This window comes from Mycobacterium sp. NGS54 (assembly GCF_059812465.1).
The window spans coordinates 645,580-658,481 of record NZ_JCALCS010000003.1 but is presented as its reverse complement, the minus strand read 5'-3'; the positions used below and the strand labels follow the sequence as shown (position 1 = coordinate 658,481).

Sequence of the window (12,902 nt, the reverse complement as noted above, 5' to 3'; positions counted from 1 at the left end):
GGCACGTGCGAACCCTATCATTTCAACTTGTATTGAAAAGGTTGGGCGGCACCGGACTCGATCGGCTTGTCTCGTCGAGCCTGCAATTCTGGCCGCGCGCTCAGAGCCCGGCCGCGCGGGTGACCCGCGCGAACCGGCTCGCCGGCCCGCACGCGTCGCGCACGGCGGCGACGTCGTCGACGACGTCGATGTCGGCCAGCCGCTGCACGGGCGTCACGTCTACGCCGTTGTCGCGCAACGCCTTCGACGTCAACTCGCCGGTGTCGGGCCGGGACATCGGCACGCCGCGCAGGCATTCGGCCATCGCCGGCGCTGCGACCCCCAGCACCCACCAGCCGCCGTCGTCGGCCAGCCCCAGGACGGCCGGGGATTGCAGGAGGCTGCGCGCGCAGTCGCCCAGCAGCTCGGCGGTGACCTGCGGGGTGTCCATCCCGATCTGCAGGACCGGCTGCCCGTCGGCAGCGTCGGCGTGGGCGTTGGCGAGCCGGTCGGCGAAGTCGTCCCCGCGCTGGGCGATCACGGTGAAGGTCTCGAGCCGCCGCCCGATCTCGGCGGCGCCGGCCGCCGCGCCGAGGTCGCCGGTGAGGGCCACCACCCGCGCCGCAACCGGCGCCGCGGCCACGGCGTCCAGCGTGTCCAGCAGCGCGGCGGCGGCGATGTCGGCGGCCACCCGGTCACCGACCGTCGCCGCCAGGCGCGTCTTGGCTCGCCCGGGCTCCGGCGCCTTGGCGACTACCAGGACGGTCACCGGCAGGACGCTCACGAGATCACCTTCCAGAAGTCCAGGATCGCGGTGATGCTGCCCCGCAGCGAACCGCTGACCTTCGACTTGCCGCCGGTGCGCGGGCCGTAGCTGACGTCGAGTTCGACCACGCGCCAGCCGGCCGCGGCGGCCCGGACGAGGAGTTCGAGCGGGTAGCCCGATCGCCGGTCGGTGACGCCGAGGTTGAGCAGCGCTTCGCGCCGGGCGACGCGCATCGGCGCGATGTCGTGCACCGGCAGGCGGTGGCGGGTGCGCAGCCGCCAGCTCATCACGACGGTGCCCACCCGGGCGACCCACGGCCAGTGCAGCCCCGGCACCGGCCGGCGCCGGCCGGTCACCAGGTCGGCTCCGCGGTCGAGCGCGGCGACGAGCCGGGGCAGGTCGCCGGGGTCCATGGAGCCGTCGGCGTCGATGACCGCGACAATCGGGGTGGTCGCGGCCACCACGCCGGCGTGCACGGCCGACCCGTAGCCGGGCCGCGGCTCGGCGACCACGCGGGCGCCGCAACGGGTTGCCACCGCGGCGGTTTGGTCGGTGCTGTTGTTGTCGACCACCAGCGCCCGATAGCCCGCGGGGATGGCCGCCAGCACACCCGGCAGCGACTCCTCCTCGTTGAGGCAGGGCAGCACCACCGTCACCGGGTCGTCGGGCATGCGCCGGCCCCGCTCAGTGATGGGTGGTGACCGGCGGCGGTTTCGGGGTCACCGGTTGCTGCGGGGTCACGGGCGCCTGCGTGTGGGGAATGGTCTGCTGCGTCTGGGGTTGCGTCGGGGGCGGCGCATACGTTGTCTGGGGCGCCTGCGTGATCTTCGGCGCCTGCGTCGTCACCGGCGCCTGCGTCGTCACCGGCGCCTGCGTCGTCACCGGCGGCTGCGTGGTCGTCACCGGCGGCTGCGTGGTCGTCACCGGCGGCTGCGTGGTCGTCACCGGCGGCTGCGTCGTGGTCGACGGCGGCTCCGTTGTCGTGGGCGGCGTCGTCGTCGAGGGCGGCTCCGTTGTGGTCGTCGTTGGTGGTGTCGTGGTCGACGGCCCCAGCGTGGTCGTCGGGGGCGTCGTGGTCGTCGGCGGCGTCGTGGTTGTGGTCGGCGGCGTGTACGTCGGGGGCGTGTACGGCGGGTAGTACGGCGGGCGCCAGCCCGGGTACGGAACGATGACCGGAACGGGCAGCGGCATGCCCGGGTCCGGGTTCGGCACCAAACCGGGAACGGGCGCCGGGGCGACCGGGGCAGAACCGGGGGACGCCAGCTGCGGCGGAATGTAGCCGTTGGCGTCCGGGATGACGCCCCCCTGGAAACCCGCGTTGGGCAGATCGGGCGGCGGCGGTGGCACCGGCGCCTGCTGCTGCGTCGGCAACAGGGGCATGAACTTGCCCGGGGCGGCGTTCTGGTGCCCGATCACCGGCTGCGTGCTCGCGGTCGGCCGAATGGCGATGGCCACCGCGGCGGCCAGCGTCGCGAATCCGACGACCGCGAAGGCGATGACGGCGTTGCCGAGCACCAACGAGCGCCTGCTGAGCGGCATCCGACCGGTCACCGCCGCGTCCACCGGTTCCTCGGGGTAGTCGCCGTATTCGTCGACCTCGCCGGCGAACGGGTCGGCGTCCCCGGCCTGCGAGTACGCCAGCTGCGCCTCGTCCGCGCCCGAGCCGGCCAGCTCGGACGTCGGGGCGATGCCCGTCGCTTCCCCGGCGACCGCGGTCGCGGGGGCCATCGCCGTCGCATCCCCGAGTCCCCCCAGCGCGGGGGCCATCGACGTCGCCGCGCCCGCGGTGACGGGGGGCTGGGGCGTGGTGGGCGCCAACCCCGCCGCCAGCGCCGCACCGCGCGCGAACGCGAAGTCGGGCCGCTCGAGCACCTCCACCCGCAGCCGCGATCGAGCGCGAATCCGTTCGGCGAGGCTGGTCAGCTCTTCCAGCGTGCCCAGCAGGTACGCGGCGCTGACCGCGAACGGCGCGGACTGCAGCCAGTCCAGCAGCATGTCCGACGCCGCTGCGACGGCGTCCACGCCCTGCAGGGCGGCGGTGGCCAACACGTCCGCCACGCCGGTGCCCAGCGCGATCAGTGTCGCCGCCTCGGCGGTGACCACGAGCGCGACGGCGCCGGGCATCGCGACGCCACGGAAGACCGTCCGCAGCAGCGCCGTCAAGGTGTCGGGCTGCGAAGCCACGCCGACGTCGGGAACCCCGGCGCCGGCCAGCGCCTGGCGAAGCGCTTCCGCCTGCGCGGGATCCGGCGAATACAGCCGGGTGGCGACCAGATGGCGGCCCTCGGCGGCCAGCGCCTGCTGCGCGCCGGCCGCCGTCTGGATCAACGTTTCGAACGGCTCGACGGGCAGCTCGACCACCAGGTGCTTGATCGCCGCATAGCCGCCCCCGACGGGCCCGACGAGAGCCAGACGGGCGACGGAACCGGCGACCGCGATGCCAAGCACCGCGTCCATCGCCCCGAGCCGTCGCGAGGTGAGGCCGACCGGACCGGTCTGGGCGTCGTCGTCCTCGGGTTCGGTCAGCCATTCCATTGGGAGCAGGTCGGATTCGCCGGCCATCGAGTACGCCAGGTCGGATCCCACCTGGCCGGCCGGGGGCATCCCCTGGACCGCGGGGGCCATCGCCGTGGCGTCCCCCGCCGACCCGACCGCCGGCGCCATCGCCGTCGCGTCCCCGGCGAGCCCGGCCGACATCGCCGCGCCGCGGGCCAGCGCGACGGTGGGGTCGTCGTCGGGCGGCAGCTGCGCGCCCACCCCGGACAGCGCCTCCGATTCCGACAGCACGGCGACGTTCTGGACGCCGGAGTCCTCCAGCGCCCGCCGCAGCCGCTCGGCCCACTGCCGATCCGACCAGCACAGCCGCGTGGCGAGCAGCCGGTGGTTCTCCTCGGCCAGCAACCGATTCGTCCCGACCACCGTCTCGGTCAGTTTCTCGATCGGGCGATCGGCAAGGTCAACGACGGACTCGTCGATCAAATCGGCGCCCCCGGCGCCCGAACCGACCAGCGCCAAGCGGGCACGGGGACCTGCGACCGCGACCCCCAGCACGACGTCCATCCCGACTCTCCTTCGGCCGGCTACCCCACAGCCAGCATGTCCCGGCATCATTACACTGCGATACCGTCGGCGGTAACAGTCATTTGGGCGACGAGGTTTTCGGTGTTCGCCTGTGAGCGCAGCGTAACCGCGTGGCGGTCACCGCGGAAACGCACACGCTCTCACCACTGCCGCGTCGCCCGAACGGAGATTATGTTTCCAAGTAAGCAACGCGGTCGGTGCGGCAGGGGGTTCCCCCGTCTCGCAACCGAAGTTGCGCCGCCAGAAGCCGTCCTCGACACCCGGGGGGAACCGTGAGTCAGAGCAGCGACGACGCCCCTACCGGCCCGATCGGTGCCCGGACGCGGCAAGCGACGCCACCCCCGCCCGCGCGGCCCGGCCGGCGTTCGAACGTCGCCGTCGATCTGACCGCGGCCGCCATGCTGGTCGTGGCGCCGCTGCTGCCGTGGAACCTGTATTTCGGCTTGGGCATCGAGGGCAGCAACAAGCCGCTGCTGGCGGTGCTGTTCGTGGTGACGCTGCTGTCCCTCGCGTCGATCGCGCTCGCCGGTGCCTGGAGGTCTTCGAGCCCGCGGTTCAATCCCGCGCTGGCGGGCCGACTTCGGCTGGCGCTCAACGCCCCCTACGCACTGCTGGTCGTCGGCTTCGTCGCGTTCGACGTGTTCGAGACCGTTCGATTCGGTGGCAGCGTGAACGTGCCCGGCGGTGTCGGGCCGGGGGCGTGGCTGGGCATCGCCGGCGCGCTGCTGAGCGCGCGACCGGTGACCGGCGACGCCGACCAGCACCCGAGACCGGTGCGGATCATCGGCTACGCGTCGATGGCGGGGGCGGCGCTGAGCTTTTGCTTCAACCTGTTCTGGCGGCTCAAGTACGCGCTCCACGACGCGGGCGGTTCGTCCGGCTTCGGCAAGCAGAACATCGCGGTCATCGCCACGGCGCTGGTGTACGGCGTGGTGGCGCTGGTCGCCGTCCTGATCGGGTCGAGGTGGCTGCTGCGCAGCACCAGGGCTTCCCGGCTGGCGACCGTGGCGCTCGGGGTCTCGACGCTGGTCGCCGGGATCCTGGTCTGGATCCTGCCGTCCGGCCGCGACATCGACGCGTTCCATGGCATCGCACAGAACACGTCGACGGCGGGGGTGGGCTTCGAGGGCTACCTGGCGTGGGCGGCGGCCGCGGCCATTTTCGCGCCCGCCGCGTTGCTGGGCCGCCGTGACGCGTCGGCGAAGGAAGAGAACGCCTGGCGCGCGGCGGCCCGAAACGGGTTGCTGCTCATCATCATTTGGTGCCTGGGGTCGATGCTCATGCGCGTCACCGACCTCGCCGTCGCCGTGACCCTGAACTACCCGTTCTCCCGTTACGACAGCATGGTGCTGGCCGCCTTCGACCTGGCGACGGCGGTGCTTGCGATCTGGCTGCGCATCAACCTGGGCAACGACGCCGTCTCCCCCAGGCTGATCTCGTCCCTGTGCGGACTCGTTGCGACACTGAGCATTTCCCGCGTCGTCGTGGGCGTCGTGCTGGCGCCGCGGTTCGAACAGGCGCCCAACGCCCCCGCGCCGAACCCGGTGTACGGAAACAATCTCGCCCAACAGATCACCAGCACCTTCGACGTCACGCTGTGCGTGCTGGCCCTGTGCATCCTCGTGGCGGCGATCGTCACCGGTCAGCTCGGGGCGCGACGCGCGCGACGGCAGCGGCGCCGTCCCGCCCACACCCGCGGCGGCCCGGCCGGCACCCACCCGGGCCCCGGCGCGCCGACGACGCGCATCCCGGTGGGCCAGCCGGCCCCGCCGTCGGCCGCAGCGACGACGCGGATCCCGGTCGGTGGCGCGACGCGGCAGCTCGCCGGTTCGCCGCGGATCTTCCGGGGCGACGACTCGGCCACCCGGCAGATCCCGGTCCAGAAGCCCCGGATCTTCCGGCCGCCGCAGGGTTAACGCAAAGGCGCGAAGGCGAATTCGCGCAGGCCCTCGCGCGGGTCGACGGCCGCGCGGAACCCCAACAGCTCGGTGGCCCGGGCCGGGTCGGCGACGATGTGGCGCACGTCGCCGCTGCGGTACTGTCCCGTCACCACCGGGGCGACCGAACCGTCCCGCGCCTCGCACAGCGCGGCGGCGACATCCAGGATCGAGATGGGCCGCCCTGAGCAGACGTTGACGGCGGTGAAGCCCTGAAGATCGGACGCCGCGGCGGCCACGTTGGCGGCGGCGACGTCCTCGACGTGGACGAAATCCCGCATCTGCCCGCCGTCCTCGAAAACCCGTGGCGGCTCGCCCTTTTCCAGCGACGACCGGAAGATTGCGGCCACCCCGGAGTACGGGGTGTCGCGCGGCATCCCCGGCCCGTAGACGTTGTGGTAGCGCAGCGCCACCACCGAGCCGCCCGTCGCCTCCGACCACGCCAGCGCGTAATGCTCCTGCGCGGTCTTGCTGGCCGCGTACAGGCTGCGCGGCCGCAGCGCGGCGTCCTCGTCGACCAGCCGCCACGTCACATCGAGCCCACATGCGGGGCAATGGTTTTCGAAGATCCCGGCGTCCAGGTCGGCGCGCCGGCGCGGCGGCGGGTCGACGAGGCCGTGCTCGGGGCAGGCGTAGTGGCCCTGTCCGTAGACCACCATCGACGAGGCCAGCACCAGGCGGCGCACGCCGGCGGCGAACATCCGCGCCAGCAGCACCGTGGTGGCGAAGTCGTTGTGACCGCCGTAGGCGGGCGCGTCGGCCGCGTCGACGCCGGCGCCGACCATCGCGGCCTGATGACACACCAGGTCCACTCCGTCCAACAGCGGGGCGAGCGCGTCGCCGTCGCGGACGTCGACGCGTCGGCAGCCCTGCGGCAGCACGGGATTCGGCCCGTGCGCCGCGGGCAGCAGCGCGTCGACGCCGATCACCTCGTGGCCCGCCGCCCGCAGCGCCGCGTCCACCCGCGACCCGATGAAGCCGGCCGCCCCGGTCAGCAACACCCTCATGGCAGCTCCACCGGCAGCGTCACGCCGGTGTGCGGCCGGCAGTGCGTGCAGTCGCGCTCCGCGGCGACCCGGCCGATCGCCGCGCGCACCAGCTCCTTGAACGGCCCCATGTTCTTCTCGAATTCGGCGAACACGTCGACGGCCTTCACGCCCTCCCCGGCCCGCACGCCGGCGTCCAGGTCGGTCACCAACGCGATTGCGGCATAACATATCTCGAGCTCTCGGGCCAGCACGGCCTCCGGATAACCGGTCATGTTGACCAGGTGAAACCCGGCCGACGCGAACCAGCGGCTCTCGGCCCGGGTGGAGAACCGCGGCCCCTGGATCACCACCATGGTGCCGCCGTCGACGACGTCGGGCAGGCCGGTGGCCGCGGCCCGCAGCGTCGGGCAGTAGGGGTCGGCGAAGTCGACGTGGACGGCGCCGGAGTCGAAGTAGGTGTCGGGGCGGCCGCTGGTGCGGTCCACCAGCTGGTCGGGCACCACCACCGCGCCCCGGCCGTTGTCGGGGTTCAGGCTGCCGACGGCGCACGGGCCGAAGACCCGTCGCACACCGAGCTTGCGCAGCGCCCACATGTTGGCCCGATACGGCACCGTGTGCGCCGAGAACTGATGGGTCGCGCCGTGGCGGGGCAGGAAGGCGACCTCGTGGTCGCCGACGGCGCCGAGGGTGACCGGGGCGCTGGGCGGTCCGTACGGGGTGTCGACGTCGATGTTGCGGACGGGCGAGTCGAAGAACGTGTAGAAGCCGCTGCCGCCGATGACTCCGAGCATCCGACCATTGTGGTGCATGGGGCAGGATGACTTGGTGGCCAGTTTCGCGCAGTGGGTCGAAGGAGCCCGGCCCCGGACGCTGCCCAACGCGGTGGCGCCGGTCGTGGCGGGCACCGGCGCCGCGGCGTGGCTGGGATCCGCGGTGTGGTGGAAGGCGCTGCTGGCGCTGGCCGTGGCGCTGGCGCTGATCGTCGGCGTCAACTACGCCAACGACTACTCCGACGGCATCCGCGGCACCGACGACGACCGCGCCGGCCCGGTGCGGTTGGTGGGCTCGCGGCTGGCCGCCCCGCGCGCGGTGCTGACCGCGGCGGTGACGAGCCTGTCGCTCGGCGCGGTCGCCGGGCTGGCGCTGGCGCTGCTGAGCGCGCCGTGGCTGATCGCGGTCGGCGCGGCATGCATCGCCGGCGCGTGGCTGTACACGGGAGGCTCAAAACCGTACGGCTACGCGGGTTTTGGCGAGCTCGCGGTGTTCGTGTTCTTCGGCCTGGTCGCCGTGCTGGGCACCGAGTACACCCAGGCGTTGCGGGTGGACTGGGTCGGGGGGCTGCTGGCGGTGTCGATCGGGGCGCTGTCGTCGTCGGTCCTGGTGGCCAACAACCTGCGCGACATCCCCACCGACGCGCAGTCCGGCAAGATCACCCTGGCCGTCCGCCTGGGCGATGCGCGCACCCGCATCCTGTATCAGGCGCTGCTGGCGACCGCCGGCATCGCCACCGTGGTGCTCATGGCCGCGACGCCCTGGTGCGCGGTGGGGTTGCTGGCCACGCCGCTGGCGCTGCGTGCGCTCGCCCCGGTGCGCTCCGGCCGCCGCGGCCGCGAACTGATCCCGGTGCTGCGCGACACCGGGCTGGCGATGGCGGTGTGGGCGATCGCGATGGCGACCGCGCTGGCGCTCGCGCACTGAGCTATGTCTGGGGCGCGTCGGGCTCCCGACGCGGCGCCTCCTCGCCGCGCAACCGGGCCTGCAGCTGTTCGCGTTCGCGGCGCCGGCGTTCCCCGGCTATCGCGAGCGACGCGGTGGCGCGCCGGCGCAGCGGGCCGAACACCCAGATGCCCAACGGCATCGCGATGATCAGGGCGAACAGCACCGCCACCACGACCGGGAACTGGGCGATGCCCAGCAATCGCGCGAGCCCGTAGATGGCGCCGCTCAGCGCGAGCACCAGCACCAGCCGCGCCGCCGCGTACAGCAAAACGTCGACGACTACCCGATTTCGCGGGCGCTGCTCGGTGCTGCTGTCGCCCGGCCCTTCTGACACACCACGAGCCTACGGCCCGCGTATATTCGCTCGGAGGAGGTGTTGAGTGCTCTACCTGCTACTCGTTCTGATTCTGGGAACGCTGATCTACGTCGGCTGGCGTGCGGCGCGGTCTCAGGCCCACCGGCCGAAGACACGCGTCATCGGACCGGACGACGATCCCGACTTCTTGCGCCGGTTAGGCCACGGGGACAACCCCCGCTAGGACCCCGCTAGTCCCTCCTAAACCAGACCCGGGTTGCGCTGGTCACCGGGGAACCCGTCGGCGACGACGGCCGCCAGCTCGGTGAGCGCTTCGCGGGTCTCGCGCCGCAACCGGTCCAGCTCGATCTCGGCGCCCTCTTCGAGGTGCGGGTCGAACGGGATCAGCCGCACCGCGCGGCAGCGGCGCGAGAAGTGGTCGACCACCTTGGTCATATCGACCTTGCCGGTGCGCGGGCGCACCGCGTTGATGACGGCGATCGAATTGCGGACCAGCTCCTCATGCCCGTGGGCGTCCAGCCAATCCAGGGTCGCCGAGGCGCTGCGCGCGCCGTCGATCGATCCCGACGCCACCACCAGCAGCACGTCGGCCCTCTCCAGCACCGACGACATCACCGAGTGCAGCAGCCCGGGTCCGCAGTCGGTGAGCACCAGGCCGTAGAAGCGCTCCAGGATCTCCAGGACGCGGCTGTAGTCCTCGGCGCCGAACGCGTCGGAGATGGCCGGGTCGGTTTCCGACGCCAGCACCTCCAGGCCGCTCGGGCCCTTCGAGGTGTACCGGCGGACGTCGCTGTAGCGCTCGATGGTTCCGGCGTCGTGCAGCAGCTGGCGCACCGTCGCCGCCGTCTCCAGCGGAATCTTCTGGCTCAGGGTGCCACGGTCGGGATTGGCGTCGACGGCCACGACGCGGTCACCGCGGATGGTCGCGAACGTCGACCCCAGCGTCGCGGTGATCGTGGTCTTACCGACGCCGCCCTTCAGCGACAGCAGCGCGATCCGGTAGCAACCCCGCAGCGGACGGTTGACCTGCGCCACCAGGTTGTTGTGACGCTGCGCCCGGGGGCTCTCGCCCAGGTTGATCAGGTGACCGGACAGGTCGTAGATCATCCGGCGCCAACCCTCGGACGGCGGCGGCTTGACCGGGCGCAACAGCATGCCGGTGGACAGCTCCGGATACGGCGTGTGCGGCAGGTGCTCGGGCCGGTACGGGGGCGCCTGGGCCGCCGGGACCTCAGAGGCTGGCGCCTCAGATGGCCCGTTGTAGTAAGCCCCGAACGCGGTCGGGTCGACGCGCGGGATCCCCGTCACCGGTGTGGGATCCCAGGGCGGCATCCCGGCCGGCGCCGGACCCGCCGCCTGCCGCCGCTCGGGCCCCGGCACCCGGCGCTCGGTGCGGAAGCCCGCGAAGGCGCGGGTGGGTGCCTCGTCGCCCGCGGCCGGGGGCTCGGGGGGCGTCTGCGTGGTCGGCGGCTCGGGCGCACCCACGCCGGTGGTTGGATGGTCGGACACGTGCACTCCCCCTGTTGTGTGTTACTCGGGTCGGTTGCTAACTGTCATCCCACGCCCGCATACGAATGCAGGCCCACGGTCACCAGGTTAACGAAGAACAAATTGAAGATCATGGCCACGAAACCCGCGACGTTGATCCATGCCGCTTTCCTGTCCCGCCATCCGGCCGTCGACCGTGCGTGCAGATAGGCGGCGTATACCACCCAGGCGACGAACGAAACCGTCTCCTTGGGGTCCCAGCCCCAATACCGGCCCCACGCCTCTTCCGCCCAGATGGCGCCGAAGATGACCCCGAAACCGAACACCGGGAACGCGAAGATCGTGGTGCGGTAGGCCACGCGGTCCAGGGTCTGCGCGTCGGGGAACCGCCGAACCATTCGGGCCAACGCCCCCTCGGCGCCGGGCTCACCCAGCCGCGACGTGCGCAACAGGAACAGGATGCTGGCGATGCCCGCGACCATGAACACGCCGGAGCCCAGGCTGACCACCGACACGTGGATGGGCAGCCAGTAGGACTGCAGCGCGGGCATCACCGGCGCCGCGTTGGTGTAGAGCCAGCGTCCGGAAACGGTCAGCAGGATCAGCACCGGCAGCAGCAGGAAGACCCACAGCGGGCGATACTGCGGGCGCCGCAACACGACCGCGCCGGCGACCAGGCCGCAGAAGCACGTCAGGTTGATGAACTCGTACATGTTGCCCCACGGCACCCGCACGGTGGCCAGGCCGCGCAACACGATGCAGGCCAGCAACAGCCCGATGCCGAGATAGACCACGGCCAGCCCGGCCCGCCCGACGCGTTCGTCGAAGGGCCGCGCCTCCGCGTCCTCCACGATGCCGGGGACGGAGCTGTCGGCGGCGACCGAGCCGGCCATTACCGCCGCGCGGTGCTCGGCGCGGCGGGCGCCGACGTAGGCCAGCTCGACGGCCAGCAGCAGCAGCGCAACGACCAGCGCCACGATCGCCGAGGTGAACGCCCAGTCCGAGTAGCGCGCCAGCGTGACGTTGACATGCAGGGTGTTCATTTGACGTCCACCTGAGAACTCCTTCTGGACGCGGCGGTGTCGGGCTCGCCCAGTCCATCCAGTAACCGCTCGGTCAACCGCTCGAACTCGTCGCCCCACCCGGAGTTGTCGGTGCGCGCCAGCCCGCCCAATTCGACGTTCACCGTACCGGCCCCCGGACTGAGCCTGACCCACACCCTGCGGCGGCGCACCAGCAGCGACACCACCAGCCCGCCCATCATCGTCACCGCGAAGACGAGCACCCAGCTCTGGCCGGGATCGTGGGAGACCTGGAGGTTGACGAACGGCACGGCGCCGTCGAAGCGGACGACGGTGCCGGCGGCCGGGCCCGCCTCGAGCCGGACCTCCTGGCCGGCGCGCAGGTTGACCCGCTTCTCCTTGGTCAGCCGGCCCTGCTCGATCAGCCGGGGATCCAGCGTGAACAACGACTGCGGCCGCCCGGTGTCCAGGCCGGTGTCGCCGCGGTAGATGTCGACGGCCACGGCCGGGGCGTTGAGCGCCGGGAAGCGCGACGACAGCAGCGTGCCCTCGAGCTGCTCCGTCGGCGCCAGCAGGCCCTGGATCGCGATCTCGTGCTGGCGGCGCTCGGCCGCGTTCGGATAGCTGCCGGCGGGCGGGTCGATGCGCGCCACGCCCGAGCTCAGCAGGGTCTGCGGGTTGTCGGGCCGCCATTGCACGGTCGACGTGCGCGACTGCCCGTCCGGGAAGGTCACGGTGAAGGTGGGCGCGTAGCCGTGGCCCTGCAGGTACACCCGGTCGCCGCCGACGCGCAGCGGGTGGTTGACCTCCAGCAGGTAGTGCCGCCAGCTGTTGGCCGCCAGGTCGCCGCCGTTCTGGTAGTCGATGTCCGCGGCGAACGAGGTGGCCTGCCCCGACGGCAGGTAGTGCGCGGCAAAGTCGTTGACCCGGATGCACATCGGGTGCAGCGACGTGCCGTCGACGGTGTTGCCGGCGCGAAACGAGTCGAATGCGGCCGGGGAGGCGGAGCAGAAGCCGGGACCGCCGTCGGCGATGACGATGACGTTGCCCTCGTAGCCGAACAACTTGCCGACGGCCACCGCGACCAGCAGGCCCAGCAACGAGAAGTGAAAGACGATGTTGCCGAACTCGCGCAGGTAGCCCTTCTCGGCGGACACCTCGACGACTTCGCCCTCGTGCCGGATGGCCGTGCGCCAGCCGCGCAGCCGGCCGGCGATCGTGTTCCCCAGGGCGTTGAGGTCCGCCGGGTCGCCGGCGACCTCGGCGGCGGCGTGCTTGGGCAGCCGCGCCAGGTTGCGCGGGGCCGCCACCGGCGTGGCGCGCAGGCTGCGCGCGTGCTCGATCATCCGTGGGGTCAGGCAGCCGACCAGGGAGACGAACAGCAGCACGTAGATGGCGGTGAACCAGAAGCTGGAGAACACGTCGAAGGCCTGCAGCCGGTTCAGCCAGGGGCCGATCACCTTGTGGGTGGCCAGGTATTCGTCGACCTTGCCGGCGTTGAGGCTGCGCTGCGGCAGCAGCGCGCCGGGGATGGCGCCCAGCGCGAGCAGGAACAGCAGCACCAGCGCGGTGCCCATCGACGTCAGCGCGCGCCAGGTGTTGCGG

The 12,902-nt window shown here is 72.2% G+C and carries 12 protein-coding genes; 3 read left to right on the top strand and 9 right to left on the bottom strand.

Translation table 11 applies throughout. The features are described from left to right. Positions 1-100: 100 nt before the first annotated feature. The 3 genes from AC5Y5E_RS12100 to AC5Y5E_RS12090 are packed head-to-tail and all read right to left on the bottom strand — an operon-like array spanning position 101 to position 3,805. Entirely contained in the window at positions 101-763 is a 663-nt protein-coding gene (locus AC5Y5E_RS12100; protein ID WP_499903207.1) for a TIGR04282 family arsenosugar biosynthesis glycosyltransferase, read from the bottom strand. Beyond that, positions 760-1,416, bottom strand: coding sequence for a glycosyltransferase family 2 protein (locus AC5Y5E_RS12095; RefSeq protein ID WP_499903206.1), 657 nt, complete (start codon positions 1,414-1,416; stop codon positions 760-762). Before AC5Y5E_RS12095 ends, AC5Y5E_RS12100 begins: the two co-directional genes overlap by 4 nt. Positions 1,417-1,429: 13 nt before the next feature. Next, on the bottom strand, positions 1,430-3,805 hold the full coding sequence (locus AC5Y5E_RS12090; protein ID WP_499903204.1) for a DUF7159 family protein: 2,376 nt from the start codon (positions 3,803-3,805) through the stop codon (positions 1,430-1,432). Positions 3,806-4,134: 329 nt separating this feature from the next. On the opposite strand from AC5Y5E_RS12090, the gene AC5Y5E_RS12085 reads away from it, so the two are divergent. Next, positions 4,135-5,742 carry a DUF7937 domain-containing protein gene (locus tag AC5Y5E_RS12085; protein WP_499903300.1) on the top strand — a complete coding sequence of 536 codons (1,608 nt, stop codon included), beginning with the start codon at positions 4,135-4,137 and terminating at the stop codon, positions 5,740-5,742. Here the strand turns inward: AC5Y5E_RS12085 and AC5Y5E_RS12080 are convergent. Next, positions 5,739-6,770: an NAD-dependent epimerase/dehydratase family protein gene (locus AC5Y5E_RS12080; protein WP_499903203.1), complete on the bottom strand. Its 1,032-nt coding sequence runs from the start codon at positions 6,768-6,770 to the stop codon at positions 5,739-5,741. The two genes, AC5Y5E_RS12085 and AC5Y5E_RS12080, sit on opposite strands and share 4 nt — an antisense overlap. After that, entirely contained in the window at positions 6,767-7,543 is a 777-nt protein-coding gene (locus tag AC5Y5E_RS12075; RefSeq protein WP_499903202.1) for an S-methyl-5'-thioadenosine phosphorylase, read from the bottom strand. The genes AC5Y5E_RS12080 and AC5Y5E_RS12075 overlap by 4 nt, the downstream gene beginning before the upstream one ends. 34 nt (positions 7,544-7,577) lie before the next feature. Between AC5Y5E_RS12075 and AC5Y5E_RS12070 the strand changes: the two genes are divergently transcribed. After that, on the top strand, positions 7,578-8,450 hold the full coding sequence (locus tag AC5Y5E_RS12070) for a 1,4-dihydroxy-2-naphthoate polyprenyltransferase (RefSeq protein WP_499903299.1): 873 nt from the start codon (positions 7,578-7,580) through the stop codon (positions 8,448-8,450). A gap of 1 nt (position 8,451) precedes the next feature. Here the strand turns inward: AC5Y5E_RS12070 and AC5Y5E_RS12065 are convergent, their stop codons facing one another. Next, the gene (locus AC5Y5E_RS12065; protein WP_499903201.1) at positions 8,452-8,805 is read right to left on the bottom strand and encodes a DUF4229 domain-containing protein; all 354 of its coding nucleotides are present in this window, start codon (positions 8,803-8,805) and stop codon (positions 8,452-8,454) included. A gap of 46 nt (positions 8,806-8,851) precedes the next feature. Here AC5Y5E_RS12065 and AC5Y5E_RS12060 point away from each other — a divergent pair, with 46 nt between their 5' ends. Beyond that, entirely contained in the window at positions 8,852-9,010 is a 159-nt protein-coding gene (locus AC5Y5E_RS12060; protein ID WP_156764615.1) for a hypothetical protein, read from the top strand. Between the two features lie 17 nt (positions 9,011-9,027). Here the strand turns inward: AC5Y5E_RS12060 and AC5Y5E_RS12055 are convergent, their stop codons facing one another. Genes AC5Y5E_RS12055 through AC5Y5E_RS12045 form a run of 3 tightly spaced genes read right to left on the bottom strand, consistent with a single transcriptional unit; the run spans position 9,028 to position 12,874 of the window. After that, positions 9,028-10,302 carry a MinD/ParA family ATP-binding protein gene (locus tag AC5Y5E_RS12055; protein WP_499903200.1) on the bottom strand — a complete coding sequence of 425 codons (1,275 nt, stop codon included), beginning with the start codon at positions 10,300-10,302 and terminating at the stop codon, positions 9,028-9,030. A 38-nt stretch (positions 10,303-10,340) separates the two neighbouring features. Then, positions 10,341-11,318, bottom strand: a complete 978-nt coding sequence (gene ccsB, locus AC5Y5E_RS12050; RefSeq protein WP_499903199.1) for a c-type cytochrome biogenesis protein CcsB — start codon at positions 11,316-11,318, stop codon at positions 10,341-10,343. Next, entirely contained in the window at positions 11,315-12,874 is a 1,560-nt protein-coding gene (locus AC5Y5E_RS12045; RefSeq protein ID WP_499903298.1) for a cytochrome c biogenesis protein ResB, read from the bottom strand. Before AC5Y5E_RS12045 ends, ccsB begins: the two co-directional genes overlap by 4 nt. Between the last annotated feature and the right edge of the window lie 28 nt (positions 12,875-12,902).